The sequence below is a fragment of the Agromyces kandeliae genome, from assembly GCF_009674665.1.
Taxonomy (GTDB): domain Bacteria; phylum Actinomycetota; class Actinomycetes; order Actinomycetales; family Microbacteriaceae; genus Agromyces; species Agromyces kandeliae.
In genome coordinates this window covers 134,864-151,093 of record NZ_WKJD01000004.1, presented here as the reverse complement: position 1 = coordinate 151,093, position 16,230 = coordinate 134,864, and the positions used below count along the sequence as shown (strand labels likewise).

16 protein-coding genes are annotated in these 16,230 nt (G+C 72.1%); 1 reads left to right on the top strand and 15 read right to left on the bottom strand.

Going from position 1 to position 16,230, the window contains the following annotated elements; genetic code table 11:
• Positions 1-138 precede the first annotated feature (138 nt).
• Together GJR97_RS01870 and recO are read right to left on the bottom strand one after the other, a co-directional pair.
• Positions 139-966, bottom strand: a complete 828-nt coding sequence (locus GJR97_RS01870; protein WP_324613014.1) for an isoprenyl transferase — start codon at positions 964-966, stop codon at positions 139-141.
• Positions 963-1,700 carry a DNA repair protein RecO gene (gene recO, locus GJR97_RS01865; protein ID WP_324613013.1) on the bottom strand — a complete coding sequence of 246 codons (738 nt, stop codon included), beginning with the start codon at positions 1,698-1,700 and terminating at the stop codon, positions 963-965. Before recO ends, GJR97_RS01870 begins: the two co-directional genes overlap by 4 nt.
• 124 nt (positions 1,701-1,824) lie before the next feature.
• On the opposite strand from recO, the gene GJR97_RS01860 reads away from it, so the two are divergent.
• Positions 1,825-2,571, top strand: coding sequence for an SDR family oxidoreductase (locus GJR97_RS01860; RefSeq protein ID WP_324613012.1), 747 nt, complete (start codon positions 1,825-1,827; stop codon positions 2,569-2,571).
• Between the two features lie 101 nt (positions 2,572-2,672).
• On the opposite strand, the gene leuA is transcribed toward GJR97_RS01860, so the two are convergent.
• The 13 genes from leuA to hrcA all read right to left on the bottom strand — a co-directional run bounded on the left by leuA (position 2,673) and on the right by hrcA (position 16,030).
• Positions 2,673-4,448, bottom strand: coding sequence for a 2-isopropylmalate synthase (gene leuA, locus GJR97_RS01855; protein WP_154344823.1), 1,776 nt, complete (start codon positions 4,446-4,448; stop codon positions 2,673-2,675).
• Between the two features lie 242 nt (positions 4,449-4,690).
• Positions 4,691-6,091: an ABC transporter permease gene (locus GJR97_RS01850; protein ID WP_324613011.1), complete on the bottom strand. Its 1,401-nt coding sequence runs from the start codon at positions 6,089-6,091 to the stop codon at positions 4,691-4,693.
• Positions 6,088-6,849 carry an ABC transporter ATP-binding protein gene (locus GJR97_RS01845; RefSeq protein WP_154344822.1) on the bottom strand — a complete coding sequence of 254 codons (762 nt, stop codon included), beginning with the start codon at positions 6,847-6,849 and terminating at the stop codon, positions 6,088-6,090. The genes GJR97_RS01850 and GJR97_RS01845 overlap by 4 nt, the downstream gene beginning before the upstream one ends.
• Positions 6,850-6,949: 100 nt before the next feature.
• Positions 6,950-7,618 carry a response regulator transcription factor gene (locus GJR97_RS01840; RefSeq protein WP_324613010.1) on the bottom strand — a complete coding sequence of 223 codons (669 nt, stop codon included), beginning with the start codon at positions 7,616-7,618 and terminating at the stop codon, positions 6,950-6,952.
• On the bottom strand, positions 7,615-8,814 hold the full coding sequence (locus tag GJR97_RS01835; protein WP_154344821.1) for a sensor histidine kinase: 1,200 nt from the start codon (positions 8,812-8,814) through the stop codon (positions 7,615-7,617). Before GJR97_RS01835 ends, GJR97_RS01840 begins: the two co-directional genes overlap by 4 nt.
• Before the next feature lie 118 nt (positions 8,815-8,932).
• The gene (gene era / locus GJR97_RS01830) at positions 8,933-9,826 is read right to left on the bottom strand and encodes a GTPase Era (RefSeq protein ID WP_154344820.1); all 894 of its coding nucleotides are present in this window, start codon (positions 9,824-9,826) and stop codon (positions 8,933-8,935) included.
• Positions 9,823-11,142, bottom strand: coding sequence for a hemolysin family protein (locus GJR97_RS01825; protein ID WP_154344819.1), 1,320 nt, complete (start codon positions 11,140-11,142; stop codon positions 9,823-9,825). The genes era and GJR97_RS01825 overlap by 4 nt, the downstream gene beginning before the upstream one ends.
• A gap of 2 nt (positions 11,143-11,144) precedes the next feature.
• Positions 11,145-11,606, bottom strand: coding sequence for an rRNA maturation RNase YbeY (gene ybeY / locus GJR97_RS01820; RefSeq protein WP_324613009.1), 462 nt, complete (start codon positions 11,604-11,606; stop codon positions 11,145-11,147).
• Positions 11,603-12,637, bottom strand: a complete 1,035-nt coding sequence (locus GJR97_RS01815) for a PhoH family protein (protein ID WP_154344926.1) — start codon at positions 12,635-12,637, stop codon at positions 11,603-11,605. The genes ybeY and GJR97_RS01815 overlap by 4 nt, the downstream gene beginning before the upstream one ends.
• 76 nt (positions 12,638-12,713) lie before the next feature.
• Positions 12,714-13,070 carry a histidine triad nucleotide-binding protein gene (locus tag GJR97_RS01810; protein ID WP_154344818.1) on the bottom strand — a complete coding sequence of 119 codons (357 nt, stop codon included), beginning with the start codon at positions 13,068-13,070 and terminating at the stop codon, positions 12,714-12,716.
• 24 nt (positions 13,071-13,094) lie between these two features.
• Positions 13,095-13,829, bottom strand: coding sequence for a 16S rRNA (uracil(1498)-N(3))-methyltransferase (locus GJR97_RS01805; protein WP_154344817.1), 735 nt, complete (start codon positions 13,827-13,829; stop codon positions 13,095-13,097).
• 19 nt (positions 13,830-13,848) lie between these two features.
• Positions 13,849-14,952 carry a molecular chaperone DnaJ gene (gene dnaJ / locus GJR97_RS01800; protein ID WP_324613008.1) on the bottom strand — a complete coding sequence of 368 codons (1,104 nt, stop codon included), beginning with the start codon at positions 14,950-14,952 and terminating at the stop codon, positions 13,849-13,851.
• A 58-nt stretch (positions 14,953-15,010) separates the two neighbouring features.
• Positions 15,011-16,030 carry a heat-inducible transcriptional repressor HrcA gene (hrcA, locus tag GJR97_RS01795; protein WP_154344816.1) on the bottom strand — a complete coding sequence of 340 codons (1,020 nt, stop codon included), beginning with the start codon at positions 16,028-16,030 and terminating at the stop codon, positions 15,011-15,013.
• Positions 16,031-16,230: the final 200 nt, after the last annotated feature.

The following is a 16,230-nucleotide window of genomic DNA, read 5'->3' as shown; positions in this document are numbered from 1 at the left end:
TGGATCGGCCCGCGTATTCCCAGATCGGCACGAATGCACGAAGCGGTCCGGCATGTGCACCGCGAAGGAGATATTGGCAGGCGCGCCGGTCCGGCACGGCGTGTCGAGCGGATGCTCCGCCGCCACGCGCGCGATCGGCTACAGGCCCTCCGGGGAACCGGGTGCCGCATCGGGCGTGTCGACCGCGCCGCCGAAACGACGGTTGCGGGTGGCGTACAGCTCGATGGCCTCCCAGAGCTCGGCGCGGGAGAAGTCGGGCCAGAGCGTGTCGAGGAACACCATCTCGGCATAGGCCGACTGCCAGAGCAGGAAGTTCGAGGTGCGCTGCTCGCCCGAGCTGCGCACGAACAGGTCGACGTCGGGCATGTCGGGCACGTACAGGCGCTTCTGGATGAGCTTCTCCGACACCGCCGACGGGCGCAGCCGGCCCGCGGCCACGTCGTCGGCGATCGAGCGCACGGCGTCGACGATCTCGTTGCGGCCCCCGTAGTTGACGCACATCGTGAACTGCAGGCCGGTGTTCGACGCCGTCAGCCGCTCGGCGACCTGCAGCTCGTCGATGACCGACTTCCAGAGCCGCGGCCGGCGTCCGGCCCACCTGATGCGCACGTTCCACTCGTTGAGCTGGTCCCGGCGCCGGTGCAGCACGTCGCGGTTGTAGCCCATCAGGAAGCGCACCTCGTCGGGCGAGCGCTTCCAGTTCTCCGTCGAGAAGGCGTAGACCGACAGGTGCTTCACGCCCGCCTGGATCGCGCCGGCCACCACGTCGAGCAGCACCTCCTCGCCCGCCTTGTGGCCCTCGATGCGCGTGAGGCCCTGCCGGTTGGCCCAACGGCCGTTGCCGTCCATGACGATGCCGACGTGCTCGGGCACCGAGCCCTTCGGGAAGTCGGGCGGGGTGAGGCCGGTCCAGTCGAGCGGGCGGTAGGGCACCGCGTCCTTGTGGGTGTAGGGCTTCGGGGTCACTCTGGGGCCGTTCCTCGGGAGACGTGGGAGAGGGAGCGCAGTCCGCGCTCGAGATGCCATTGGGCGTACGCCGCGACGATACCGCTCGCCTGGCCCCGGTCGCGCTGCGACGACGACTCGGCGATCGTCCAGTCCCCCGCGAGGAGCGCGCCGAGCAGGTGGACCGTCGTCGGCGCGATGCGGGGGCTGCCCGGAGGCGCGCACGACTCGCAGACGACGCCGCCGAGCTGCACGACCACGGCCGTGTGCGGGCCGGGTGCGCCGCAGCGCGAGCAGTCCTCGAAGCTCGGCGCCCAGCCCGCGATCGCGAGCGCACGGAGCAGGTAGGAGTCGAGCGTGAGGTCGGGGCCGTGCTCGCGGCGCGAGAGCGAACGCAGGGCGCCGACGAGCAGGAGGTACTGCTGCAGCGAGCCCTCGGCCTCGGTCAGCCGGTCGGCGGCCTCGACCATCGCGTTCGCGGCCGTGTACGCCGCGTAGTCCTGGCTGATCTCGGCGCCGTACGCGCCGATCGACTCGGCCTGCGTGATGACGTCGAGCGTGCGCCCCTCGTAGAGCTGGAGGTCCGCCACCATGAACGGCTCGAGCCGCGAGCCGAACTTCGACGCCGTGCGCCGGACGCCTCGCGCGACCGCCCGGATCTTGCCGTGGCGGCGCGTCAGCAGCGTGACGATGCGGTCGGCTTCGCCCAGCTTGTGGGTGCGCAGCACGACTGCGTCATCTCGGTAGACGGGCACTCCTCGATTCTCCCACCGACCGCCCACCCCGGGTCCGCGACCGCGCCGCGGGATCGCGCTCGGGAGGAGACGGATGCCTCGGCGGCCGTGCCGCAGCACGTCGCCGGAGCGGCAGAATGGTCGGGTGACCACGTCGTCCACTCCCGTCCTCGTCACCGGAGGCACCGGTACGCTCGGCCGCGCCGTGGTGCGTCGACTCCGCGAGCGGGGCGACGACGTCCGCGTGCTCAGTAGGACGGGCGCACCGGGCACGCTCCGCGGCGACCTCGAGACCGGCGAGGGCGTCGAGGCGGCGCTCGAGGGCGTCGGCGCGGTGATGCACCTCGCGACGACGAGTCGCGACGATACCGAGATCACGCGTCGACTCGTGCGCGCCGCCGAGCACGAGGGTCGACCCCGGATCCTGTACTCGTCCATCGTCGGCATCGACCGGATCCCGCTGGCCTACTACGGAGGCAAGCGCGCCTCCGAGCGGATCATCGCCGAATCGCGATTGCGCTGGACGACGCTCAGGGCGACCCAGTTCCACAACTTCGTCGCCACGCTCTTCCAAGCCCAGCGCTTCTCCCCCGTGGTCTTCGCTCCGGCGTTCTCGTTCCAGCCGATCTCCGTCGACGACGTGGCCCGGCGACTCGTCGAACTCCTCGACGACGAGGTGCTCGGGATCGCACCCGACATCGGCGGACCAGAGGTGCGCACCGCGCGCGACCTCGCCAGGGCGTGGCTCGCCGCTCGCGGGTCGCGGCGGCCGACGGCCGCGTTCCGCCTCCCCGGAACCCGGTTCGAGGCGTTCCGGTCGGGCGCGAACCTCGTGCCCGGCGAACCCTACGGGACCATCACCTTCGAGGAGTACCTCGGTCGCGCGCACTGATCCGGGCCGCGCCATCCGTCCCGGTGGTCGGCCGACGCGCCGGCACCCCGTGATCGCGGTCGGGCGATGACGGATGCCGCGCCCGCCCGCGCACGGGCGGGTCAGGCGAGCGCCGGCTCGGCCTCCTCCTCGCGCACGCGCACCGAGCGCAGCGCCCGGTTCACGGCCGAGACGACCGCCTTCAGCGACGCCGTCGAGATGTCGGCATCGATTCCGACGCCCCAGAGCGTGCGACCCTCGACCTGGCACTCGACGTAGGCGGCGGCGATCGCGTCGCCGCCGGCGGACATCGCGTGCTCGCTGTAGTCCAGCACGCGCACGTCGACGCCCTCGGCCGCGAGCACCGAGAGGAACGCCGCGACGGGTCCGTTGCCGGATCCGTCGGCGTCGACGCGCTCCTCGCCGTCGCGGAGGCCGACGCGGACGCGCACCTCGCCCGTCAGGTCGCTCTCGCTGCGCATCGAGAGCAGTTCGAACCGGCCCCACTTGTCGTCGGGTCGCTCCTGCGGCGCGGGGAGGTACTCGTCGGTGAAGATCGCCCAGATCTGCTCGCTCGTGACCTCGCCGCCCTCGGCATCCGTCTTGGCCTGCACGACGCCGGAGAACTCGATCTGGAGTCGGCGGGGCAGGTCGAGCGCGTGGTCCGTCTTCAGCAGGTAGGCGACGCCGCCCTTGCCCGACTGGGAGTTCACGCGGATGACGGCCTCGTAGTTGCGGCCGATGTCCTTCGGGTCGACCGGCAGGTACGGAACGGCCCAGGCGAGGTCGTCGACGGAGACACCGCGGTCGGCGGCCTTGGCCTCCATGGCCTCGAAGCCCTTCTTGATGGCGTCCTGGTGCGAGCCCGAGAACGCCGTGTAGACGAGGTCGCCGGCCCACGGGCTGCGCTCGGGCACGGGCAGCTGGTTGCAGTACTCGGCGGTGCGCTTGACCTCGTCCATGTCGGACAGGTCGACCTGCGGGTCGATGCCCTGCGTGAAGAGGTTCATCGCCAGGGCGACGAGGTCGACGTTGCCGGTGCGCTCGCCGTTGCCGAACAGGCAGCCCTCGATGCGGTCGGCGCCGGCCATGTAGCCGAGCTCGGCGGCGGCGATCGCGGTGCCGCGGTCGTTGTGGGGGTGCAGCGAGAGGATGACGTTCTCGCGGTGCGCGAGGTTCCGGCTCATCCATTCGATCGAGTCGGCGTACACGTTGGGCGTGGCCATCTCGACGGTCGCCGGCAGGTTGATGATGACCTTCCGCTCGGGCGTGGGCTCGAGGATCTCGATGACCTGGTTGCACACGTCGACCGCGAACTCGAGCTCGGTCCCGGTGTAGCTCTCGGGCGAGTACTCGTAGTACACGGTCGTGCCGGGCACGGTCGCCTCCATCTCGCGGCACTTGCGCGCACCGTGCAGGGCGATGTCGATGATGCCCTGCTTGTCGGTGCGGAACACGACCTCGCGCTGCAGCACGCTGGTGGAGTTGTAGAGGTGCACGATCGCCTGCCTGGCGCCGCGGATCGACTCGTAGGTGCGCTCGATCAGGTGGTCGCGCGCCTGCGTCAGCACCTGGATGGTGACGTCGTCGGGGATGGCGCCCTCGTCGATCAGGCTGCGGACGAAGTCGAAGTCGGTCTGGCTGGCGCTCGGGAAGCCGACCTCGATCTCCTTGTAGCCCATCCTGACGAGCAGGTCGAACATGATGCGCTTGCGCTCGGGGCTCATCGGATCGATGAGCGCCTGGTTGCCGTCGCGGAGGTCGACGGCGCACCAGCGCGGCGCCTTCTCGATGCGCGTGGACGGCCACGTGCGATCGGGCAGTTCGACGCGGATCTGCTCGTGGAACGGACGGTACCGATGCACGGGCATCGGCGACGGCTTCTGGTGGTTCTGCATTGGGTGCTCTTCTCGCTATTCGGGGGTTTCAGCCGACGACGAACTCCGCAGCGAGGGAGGCCTGTGAACTAGGACTCGCTGCGGCAGCTAAGGAGAAGCAGGCCGTGAAGCACGGACCTAGGCTAACACCGCGCGCGCGGGCGAGCGCAACCATGACGAGGGATGCTCCGCGGCGACGCCGCACGCGGGGCGGGTGCCGCCCCCCCATCGCCGGCACCCGCCCCCTGGTCAGCCGCCTCGGATCACTCGATCGCGAGCGCCGCGACCGGCGAGACGGTCGTCGCCCGCCGGGACGGTGCGAGCGATGCGATGAGCGTCAGGACCCCGGCCGCGACCACGAGCACGGCGATCACGCCCCACGGGATCGACGGTGCGACGACGAGTGGTATGCCCTGCACGCTGCCGAGCATCGCCTGCGCGCCGGCCCAGCCGTAGAACGTGCCGAGCACGATCCCGGTCACCGTCGCGGCGGCCGTGAGCGCGGCGCTCTCGGCCAGCACCATCGCGCGGAGCTGTCGGCGCTCGAAGCCGAGCGCGCGCAGGAGGCCCAGCTCGCGGGTCCGCTGGAGGACGCTGAGCGAGAGCGTGTTGACGAGTCCGACCGCCGCGATGAGCCCGCTGAAGCCGATGAGGATCCCGAACACCGCTACCGTCGCGGAGACGGTCTGCTCGATGCCCACGCGCAGGTCGGGGCGGTCCTCGGTCGCCGCGAGCAACAGGTCGCGGTACGACTCCATCGCGACCGCGAACATCGTCACGAGCGTCACGCCGATGACGAGCCCGATCGTCATGCGCGAGCTCCGCTCCGGGTGGCGCACGGCGTTCTCCGCGGCGAGCCGCGCAGGCGGCGAGGTGCCCAGCGCCCGCCCGACCACGCGCAGGATCGGCGGCATCACGGCGTGCGCGCCGAGCACGATCCCCGTGAACGACAGGACACCGCCGACGAGGCCGACGAGGACCCCGAGCGGCGTGACGAGGCCGAGCGCGACGCCGATGAGGAGGAGCAGCGTGCCGAACGCCGCGAGCGTGGCTGCGGTCGCGGTCCGCCCGCGTCGCGCGGTGAGCTCCTCCTGGGAGCGCGCTGCGGCGTTGCCGAGCGCCTCCGACGGACGGACCGCGAGGACGCGACGCGAACCGGCCCATGCTGCGAGCCACGTCGTCAGCACGGCGACGATCACGGGCGGCAGCACCGCCGGGTCGGCCCACACGTGGTCGACCCGCGGCAGCACGTCCGCGACGGCCGCCCACTCGGCGAGTCCGATCGCGACGAGCGTTCCGACGACGAGGCCGAGCGCTGCGCCGACCGCGCCGACCGCGAGTCCCTCCCTCGCGATCGCGCCGCGCTGCGCGCGGGCGGTCGAGCCGAGGAGGCGCAGCAACGCGATCTGCCGGGTGCGGCCGGCGACGACCGTCGCGACGGTGTTCGCCGTCACCACGCCGCTGACGTAGACCGCGATGACGATGAACACCCACGCGACGATGGCGAGCATCAGCGCAGCGGTGGCGCTCGATCCCGTCACGTCGTCGGCGCGCATCGCCGAGCCCAGATAGCCGGTGACCTGCAACAGCGCGACGCCGAACGCCGCCGCGAGCGTCGCGACGAGCAGCGTCGGAGCGTGCTCGGTCCGGAGGCGGGCGATCACGCGGCACGCTCCATGGACAGCATGTAGGTCGCGATCTCCTCGGCGCTCGTCCGCTGGGTGTCTCGCACGATGCGGCCGTCCGCGAGGAACACGATGCGGTCGGCATGGCTCGCGGCGATCGGATCGTGCGTGACCATCGCGATCGACTGGCCGTGCGCGCGGCTCGCGTCGGCGAGGATCGCGAGCACCTCGCGGCCGGTCCGGGAGTCGAGGTTGCCGGTCGGCTCGTCCGCGAAGACGAGGTCCGGGCGCGTCGCGAGCGCCCTCGCGATCGCCACGCGCTGCTGCTGCCCGCCGGACAGCTCGTGCGGTCGGTGCCGCAGCCGCTCGCCGAGGCCCAGCCGCTCGACGAGCGCGTCGACGACAGCGCGCTCCTCGCCGCTGGGACGGCGCCCGTCGAGCTCGAACGGCAGCATCACGTTGCCCAGGACGTCGAGCGTCGGCACGAGGTTGAACGCCTGGAACACGAAGCCGACCCGGCGACGGCGCAGCACGGTCAGCGCGCCGTCCGGCAGGTGGGTGATGTCGGTGTCGCCGAGCCACACCCGGCCGGCGGTCGGCGAGTCCAGCCCGGCCATGATGTGCATGAGCGTGGACTTGCCCGAGCCCGAGGGGCCCATGATCGCGGTGAACTCGCCGCGGCGCAGTCCGAGCGAGACGTTCTCGAGTGCGGCGACGGCGCCGGCGCCCGTTCCGTAGCGCTTGCCGAGTCCGGCGACGCGGGCGACGAGTCCGAGGTCTGAGGGTTGGATCTCCATGGCGCCGACGCTACGGACGGCGGCGCGCGGTCCGCGTCCGCCGATCGTCGCGCCCGCGTCATCCGCTGGGATGACCTCGACGTGCGGGTCGCCCGCTCGTTCAGCCCGCCGGCAGGTCGTGCTCGTAGGCGAAGACCACGAGCTGCACGCGGTCCCGGAGGCCGAGCTTGCCGAGCACGCGGCTGAGGTGCGTCTTGACCGTGGCCTCGCTGACGAACTCGGATGCCGCGATCTCCGCGTTCGAGAGCCCCTTCGCGGCCAGCGCGAAGATCTCCCGCTCGCGCGCCGTGAGGTCGGCCCAGGCCGCGGGAGCCTGGCGCCTGCCCGCACCGCGGGACGAGTGCGCGATGAGCTCGCGCGTCGCGTTCGCCGCGATGACCGCATTGCCGCGATGCACCGTGCGGATGGCGGCCAGCAGGAACTCGGGGTCCGCGTCCTTCAGCACGAAGCCGCTCGCTCCCGCGCGGATCGCTCGGGCCGCGTTCTCGTCGAGGTCGAACGTGGTCAGCACGAGGATGCGCGGCGGTTCCCGCCCCTCGCGATCGGCGTCGGCCACGATGCGCTCCGTCGCGGCGATCCCGTCGAGGTGCGGCATCCGCACGTCCATGAGGATGACGTCGGGTCGACTGCGGGCCGCGAGCGCGACCGCCGCACGGCCGTCGTCGGCGTCGCCGGCGAACACGAGGTCGTCCTGCGACTCGACGAGCATGCGGATCCCCGCTCGGAACAGGGCCTGGTCGTCGACCAGCGCGACCCTGATGACGTTCACGCGGCGGCCTGCGCCGGGATGCGTGCGGTCACGACGAAGCGCCAGTCGCCCGCCGTCGCAGCGAAGGATCCGCCCGCGAGTTCGGCGCGCTCGCGCATGCCGGGGATGCCGTGCCTGGCGGCGACGGACCGGCTCGACGGGTCGACCTCGTCGGTGCCCTCGCCGGGCAGTGCGTTCTCGACGCGCACGGAGACGCCCTCGTGATCCCAGTCGAGGTCGAGCAGCACGGGTGCACCCGGATCCCCGTGGCGGAGCGCGTTCGTGAGGCCTTCCTGCACGATGCGGTACACGGCGATCTGGTGCCCGGCGCCGAGCGCGACCCGCTCGCCGCGCTCGGTGCGGCGCACGTCGAGGCCGGCTCGGCGGACCTGCTCGACGAGGTCGTCGAGGTCGTCGAGCGCGGGCTGCGGCGAACCGCCCTCCCGGTGCCGCAGCTCGCCGAGGAGCAGGCGCACGTCGCCGAGCGCATCGCGGGCGACGCCCGAGATGGTCTGCAGTGCCTCGGAGGCCGCCTCCGGACGCGTCCGCGCGGCGAATCGCGCCCCGTCCGCCTGGGCGATCACGACCGCGAGGGAGTGCGCGACGACGTCGTGCATGTCGCGCGCGATGCGCGACCGCTCCTGCTCGACGACGTACCGGTACTCGGCGTGCTCGCGCTCGCGACGGTCGAACTCCGCCCGCCGGCGCTGCTCCCGCGCGTCGCGCACCGTGCGCGCGAGGAGCCCGATCGTCCACGCGAGGACGAGGCCCGCGAGCGCGGCGCCGAAGAGCAGTGCGGTCCACGCGACGAGCGCCAGCGCCTCCGGCGCCCCCGTGATCCCCGCGCCGTGGACGAGCGGCGTCACGAGCACGAGGTAGGCCGCTGCGAGGGCGGCACCCGCGCCGGCGGACCCGAGGCCCCACCAGCGCACGGCGCGCGAGCCGTGCGCCGAGGTCGAGTAGACGACGGCGAAGACCGCGACATCCGCCGGCTGCAGGTCGCGCAGCAGCAGCATCTGCACGCACGCCGCGACCCATGCGATCACGAGCGAGGCTCCGGGCGCGAGGCGACGGACCGCGAGGGCCGCGGCGAACAGCACCGTCACCACCACGTCCGGCCACCCGCCGACGAGGACGAAGAGCGAGCAGGCTGCGAGGAACAGCACCGCGAGGACGCCGTCGACGATGAGGGTCGTCCGCTGGGTCGGTGTGCTCACCGCACCACGCTACGCCCTCGACGACGACGCGATCCGGGAGCCGCCGCGAAGTCATCCGAACGGCTGACGCCGCGCGCGGCGCGATCCGCGCGGCCCGGCGCGGCGCCGTCCGCGCGACTCAGAAACCGAGTCGGCCGAGCTGCTTCGGGTCGCGCTGCCAGTCCTTGGCCACCTTGACGTGCAGCGCGAGGTAGACCTTGCGACCCAGCAGCGCCTCGATCTCGCCGCGGGCGCGCTCCCCCACCTCGCGGAGGCGGGTACCGCCCTTGCCGATGATGATGCCCTTCTGGCTGTCGCGCTCGACGTACAGGTTCGCGTACACCTCGAGCAGGTCCTTGTCCTCGCGCTCGACCATGTCGTCGACGGTCACCGCGATCGAGTGCGGCAACTCGTCGGAGACGCCCTCGAGCGCGGCCTCGCGCACGAACTCGGCGATGCGCTCCGCCGTGTCCTCGTCGGTCGTCGTCTCGGCCGGGTAGAGCGGATGCTCCGACTGGGGCATCAGCTGCAGCAGCTCGTCGACCAGGACGTCGAGCTGTTCGCCCCTCGGAGCGGAGACGGGGATGATCGCGTCCCACTCGCGCAGCTGGGAGACCGCGAGCAGCTGCTCGGCGACCTTCGCCTTGCCCGTGGCGTCCGTCTTCGTGACGATCGCGACCTTGCGGGCGCGCGGGTACTGGTCGAGCTGCTCGTTGATGAAGCGGTCACCCGGGCCGATCGCCTCGTTCGCCGGCACGCAGAAGCCGATGACGTCGACGTCGCCGAGGGTGGTCTGCACGAGCGAGTTGAGGCGCTCGCCGAGCAGCGTGCGCGGCCGGTGCAGCCCGGGGGTGTCGACCACGATGAGCTGCCCGTACGAGCGGTGCACGATGCCTCGGATGGCACGCCGCGTCGTCTGCGGCTTGGAGCTCGTGATCGCGACCTTCTCGCCGACGAGCGCGTTCGTGAGCGTGGACTTGCCGACGTTCGGGCGCCCCACGAAGGAGACGAATCCGGCACGGTAGTCGGTCATGGGCGGATCCCCTCGTGGGTGGCGGGCTCGTCGTCGGCGAAGGCCGTCCGGACGTCGATGAGGGCCTGGTCGGCCTCGACGAGGATCGTCGCGATGCGCTTGCGACGGCCCTCGGTGCGCTCGGCCTCGAGGAGGAGACCGCTCACGCTCGCGCGATCGCCCCTCCCCGGCAGGCGGCCGAGCTCCTTGGCGAGCAGTCCCCCGACGGAGTCGACGTCCTCGTCCTCCAGCTCGAGCCCGAAGAGCTCGCCGAGCTCGTCGACGGGCAGGCGGGCGTTCACGCGGAAGCGCCCCTCGCCGAGCTCCTCGACCTGCGCCGCCTCGCGGTCGTACTCGTCGGAGATGTCGCCGACCAGCTCCTCGATGAGGTCCTCGAGCGTCGCGAGGCCGGCGATGCCGCCGTACTCGTCGACCACCATCGCGAGGTGGTTGGACTCGAGCTGCATCTGGCGCATCAGCGCGTCGGCGCCCATCGACTCCGGGACGAACACCGCCGGCCGGGACAGGTCGGCGACCGTCAGCGTGGCCGCGTCGAGCGGGCGCTCGAACCCGAGCCGGGCGAGGTCGCGCAGGTACAGGACGCCGACGACGTCGTCGGCCTCGCGGTCGATGACCGGGATGCGCGAGTAGCCCTCCTTGAGGAACAGCGCCATCGCCTGCGGCAGGTGCGCGCCCGTCTCGATCGTGACCATGTCGGTGCGCGGCACCATGACCTCGCGCACGAGCGTGTCGCTGAACTCGAAGATCGAGTGGATGAGCTCGCGGTCGGCCTGCTCGAGCACCTCGAGCTCGGTCGCCTCGTCGACGATGCTGAGCAGCTGCTCCTCGCTCGAGACGCCCGCGAACCGGATCCGACCGGGCGTGACGCGATTGCCGAGCGACACGAGCGCGTTGGCGAGCGGCCCGAGGAGGAGTCGCACGCCGCGCACGAGCGGCGCCGCGAGCCGGAGGACGGCCGCGGCGTGCGCCCGGCCCACGCTCCGCGGACTCGCGCCGACGAGGACGAACGAGACCGCGGTCATGATGAGTGCGGACACCAGCAGCACGAGCCAGACGTCGTCGAGGAAGAACGTGAACGCGAGCGTCACGAGCACCGCCGCCGTGGTCTCGGCGAGGATGCGCATGAAGTTCACGGCGTTGACGTGCGCGCCGGTGTCCTCCGCGATCGCGCGGAGGGACCGCTCGGCGCGCGCGCCGACCGAGAGCTCGACGAGGTCGGCTCGCGAGCTCACCCCGATCGCGGAGTCGACCGCGGCCATGAGACCGCCGAACGCGACGAGGACGAAGGCGGCCGCGAGGAAGAGCCAGGGCAGCATGGTCAGCGACGACGCTCCTGCATCGAGAAGCCGACGAGGATGTCGCGCTGGATCCCGAACATCTCCTTCTCCTCGGCGGGCTCGGCGTGGTCGAAGCCCAGCAGGTGGAGGATCCCGTGGGTGGTGAGCAGCAGCAGTTCGTCGAGCAGCGCGTGGCCCGCCGCCCTCGCCTGCGTCTCGGCGACCTGCGGGCAGAGCACGACGTCCCCGAGGAGGCCGGGCGGCGCGGGTTCCTCGGCGGTGCCGGGACGCAGCTCGTCCATGGGGAAGCTCAGCACGTCGGTCGGTCCGGGCTCGTCCATCCACTGCACGTGCAGCTGCTCCATCGCGCCCTCGTCGACGAGCACGATGGCGAGTTCGGCGTCGGCGTGCACGTGCATCATGTCGAGGGCGTAGACGGCGAGCCGCTGCAGCGCGGATTCGTCGACCTCGATCGACGACTCGTTGTTGATCTCGATGCTCACGGCTGCCTCTTCCTCGGGAGGTGGTCGCGCGGGCCCTGCGGGCCGCGCCGGTCGGCGCCGCGACGTTCGGCGCGGTTCGCGAACTCGCGCGCCTGCTCGCGCTCGTACCGCTGAGCCTGGCTGCGCTGGTCGTACTCGGTGTAGGCGTCGACGATGCGGCCGACGAGCGAGTGCCGCACGACGTCGTCGCTCGTCAGCCGGGCGAAGTGGATGTCGTCGACGCCGTCGAGGATGCGCGTGACGAGCCGCAGTCCGCTGGAGCCGCCCGGGAGGTCGACCTGCGTGATGTCGCCGGTCACGACCATCTTGGAGCCGAAGCCGAGCCGCGTGAGGAACATCTTCATCTGCTCGGGCGTCGTGTTCTGCGCCTCGTCCAGGACCACGAACGAGTCGTTCAGGGTGCGGCCGCGCATGTACGCGAGCGGCGCGACCTCGACGGTGCCGGTCGCGAGCAGCTTCGGCACGAGCTCCGGGTCCATCATCTCGTTCAGCGCATCGTAGAGCGGGCGAAGGTACGGGTCGATCTTCTCCGTCAGCGTGCCCGGCAGGAACCCGAGCCGCTCCCCCGCCTCGACCGCCGGCCGGGTCAGGATGATCCGGTTGACTTCCTTGCGCTGCAGCGCCTGGACGGCCTTCGCCATCGCCAGGTAGGTCTTGCCCGTTCCCGCGGGGCCGATGCCGAACACGATGGTGTGCTCGTCGATCGCGTCCACGTAGGCGCGCTGGCCCTCGGTCTTCGGCCGGATCGACTTGCCCCGGCTGGAGATGATGACCTGTCCGAGCTGCTCGGACGGTCGGGCATTCGGGTCGGCGTCGAGCATGCGGGCCGAGCTCCTCACTTCGATGGGTGTCGGGTCACCGCCGCCGCGGACGAGCTCGAGGAGCTCCTCGACGAGGCGGCGCACGCGCATCCGGTCCTCGGCGTCGCCGCGGATGGCGATCTCGTTGCCGCGCACGTGCACGTCGACGCCGGGGTACTCCCGTTCGATCGTCGTGAGGAGGCGGTCCTGCGGTCCGAGGAGCCGGACCATGGCGATGCCGTCGATCTTCAGTCGCTCCTCGTCGGAGCGGACCTCGGATCCGGAGAGCGGGAGGTCCCCCGCGTCGTCAGCCGCCAAGCGATCCCTCCCTGAGGCCGCCCCCGAGGAGGTGGGCGTGCACGTGGAACACGGTCTGGCCCGCAGCGGGGCCGGTGTTGAAGACGAGGCGGAACTGCCCGCCTGCCAGCTCGTCGGCGATGCCCTTGGCCACCGCGACGAGTTCGGCGAGCAGCTCGGGGTCTTCGGCGGCGAGCTCGACGACGTCGCGGTGCCGTCCGACGCGCGGGGTCACGATCACGTGGACCGGAGCCTGCGGCGCGATGTCGTGGAACGCGATGACGCGGTCGGTCTCGGCGACCATCTTCGCCGGGATCTCGCCGGCGGCGATGCGCTCGAAGACCGTGGGTTCAGCCGTGCCGCTCATCCCTCCATCGTAGCGACGGATGGGTCACCACCGCCCGAGCGCGACCGAGAGGACGGCGATCGCGGCGGGGCCGGCCGTCGAGGTGCGCAGCACCGAGTCGCCGAGGCGGACCGGCTCGGCGCCGGCGTCCCGGAGCCGTTCGATCTCGACGGGGTCCATGCCGCCCTCCGGGCCGACGACGAGCGCGAGGTCCCGGCCGTCGGGGCGGATGCCGCTGAGCGGGGTCTCCGCGCCGGGGACGAGCAGCAGCATCCGGGCGCCCTCGAGTCGGCCCGGCAGTTCGCGCGTCGACGCGACCGACTCGACCGCCGGGATGCGGGCCCGGAGCGACTGCTTCACGGCCTCCCGCACGATGCTCGCCCAGCGGGCCCGTCCCTTCTCGGCCTTCGGCCCCTCCCATCGGGAGACCGACCGGGTTGCGGACCACGGCACGATGCGGTCGACGCCCAGCTCGGTCGCGGCCTGCACGGCGAGTTCGTCGCGGTCGCCCTTCGCGAGGGCCTGCACGAGCGTCAGTCCGGGCGAGGCCGCCGGCTCGTCGGCCACCGTCTCGACCTCGATCACGAGCCGGCGCGGCTCCGCGGCGGTCACCGGGCCGTGCACGACGCGGCCGCGGCCGTCGCCGATCGAGACGTGCTCGCCGACGCGCAGTCGGGAGACCGTCACGGCGTGCCGCGCCTCGTCGCCGTCGAGTTCGACCGCATCGCCGGGCCGCACCGCGTCGAGGTCGAGCGACTCGTCGAGGTAGAGGTGGCTCATCGCCGCGTCCGCCCCGCCGTCAGCCCAGGAACCGGTCGCGGAGGCGTGCGAAGAGCCCCTGCTGGAAGTGGCCGAGCTGCGGCGGCTGCGCCTTGCGCTGCTTCGCCAGCTGCTCGACGAGCTCGCGCTCCTTGTGGGTGAGCTTCGTCGGCGTGACGACGTGCACCGCGACCTTGAGGTCGCCGCGTCCGCTGCCGCGGAGGTGCGTGATCCCGCGATCCTTCACGGTGAGGATCTCGCCCGACTGCACGCCGGCCTTCAACTCGAGCTCGACGTCGCCGTCGAGTGCGGCGACCTTCGTGGAGGTTCCGAGCACGGCATCCGTCATCTGCACCTCGAGGGTGCAGAGCAGGTCGTCGCCGTTCCGGCTGAACACCTCGTGGTTCCTGACCTTGATCTCGAGGTACAGGTCCCCGTTCGGGCCGCCGGCGGGGCCGGCCTCGCCCGAGCCGGGCATCTGCAGCCGCACGCCCGTGTCGACGCCCGCGGGCACGTCCACGGGGACCGTGCGGCGGGCGCGCACGCGACCCTGGCCCTGGCAGGTCACGCACGGCGTGGCGATGATGGTGCCGTAGCCCCGGCACGAGCCGCACGGGCTGGAGGTCATCACGTTGCCGAGCAGCGACCGGACCGCACGCTGGATGTGGCCGCTGCCGCCGCAGATGTCGCAGGTCACGGGTGAGGTGCCCGGCTTGCAGCACGAGCCGTGGCAGGTCTCGCAGACGACCGCCGTGTCGACCTCGAGGTCGCGGTGCGTGCCGAAGATCACGTCGTCGAGCCCGACCTCGAGCCGGATCAGCGCGTCCTGGCCGCGCTCGCGGCGCGATCGCGGCCCGCGGCTCGCCTGCCCCGCGCCGAAGAACGTCTCGAAGATGTCGCCGAAGCCGCCGAAGCCCGCCGCGCCGCCGCCGAACCCGCCCTGGCCGCCGAGGTCGTACTGCTGGCGCTGCTTCGGGTCGGAGAGCACGTCGTAGGCGTGCGTGACCTCCTTGAACCGCTCCGACGCCTCCGCGCCGGGGTTCACGTCGGGGTGGAGCTCGCGCGCGAGCCGGCGGTACGCCTTCTTGATCTCGTCCGAGGAGGCGTCGCGTGCGACGCCGAGGACCTCGTAGTGGTCGGCCACGTGAGGCGGGTTCCTTTCGATTGCCGGTGACGGATGCCGCGGGGCGGCTCCGTGCGATTCAGCTCTCGCCGAGCGTGCGGGAGAGGTAGCGGGCGACCGCGCGGACGGCGGCCATGCTCTGGGAGTAGTCCATGCGCGTGGGCCCGACGACGCCGAGCCGCGACACGTCGCGCCCCGGGACGGCGAACGAGGTCGACACCACTGAGGTGTCGCCGAGCCCGAACGCGGCGTTCTCGCGGCCGATGCGCACGGCGATGCCCTCGTCGGCGGCCATCTCGCCGAAGAGCCGGAGGATGACGACCTGCTCCTCGATCGCTTCCATGACGCCGAGGATGTTCCCGGCGAAGTCCTGCTCGGTGCGCACGAGGTTCGCCGCGCCGGCGACCACGAGCCGGTCGGACCGCGTGATCTTCGCCTGGTCCGCGAGCGTCGCCGCGAGCGTGTGGAGCACCTCGGCGTGGGCGCGGTCGGCGTGCTCGGTCTCGGCCGACAGGGCCGTCGCGGCATCCGCCATCGTGAGGCCGGCGGCCACCTCGTTGAGGCGGTCGCGCAGCCGGGCGAGCGTGGCCTCGTCGGCGGGCTGGTCGAGTTCGGCGAGGCGCTGCTCGACCTGGCCGCTGTCGGAGATGAGGATGCAGAGCACGCGCGTCGGCGCGAGCGAGACGAGCTCCACGTGCCGCACGCGGGCGCGCGCGAAGCTCGGGTACTGCACGACGGCGAGCTGGCGGGTCAGCTGCGAGACGAGTCGGACGGTGCGGCCGAGCAGTTCGTCGAGGTCGTTCGACTCGCCGAGGAACGTCTCGATGGCGTGCCGCTGGGTCGCCGAGAGGGGGCGGATGTCGGCGAGCCGGTCGACGAACACCCGATAGCCCTTGTCGGTGGGGATGCGCCCCGACGAGGTGTGCGGCGCCGCGATGAGCTCCTCCTCCTCGAGGAGGGCCATGTCGTTGCGGATCGTCGCGGCGGACACGCCGAACTGGTGGCGTTCGACGATCGACTTCGAGCCGACCGGCTCGCGCGACTCGACGTAGTCCTGGACGATCGCGCGGAGGACCGCGAGACTGCGTTCGGAGACCATGACCCTCGCTTCCCTCGACCGATCGGACCCGGACGACGCGTGCTTGGCACTCCGCCCACGTGACTGCTAATCATATCGCGAGATTCAGGGCGCACACCGTTGCCGGGCGGTCCGTCGCGCCGATAACGTGTGCATCGTCCCGCACCCCGCGCGGCCTCCCCGGCCGCGGCACGTGCGCTTCCCCACATCGAAAGGCTCCC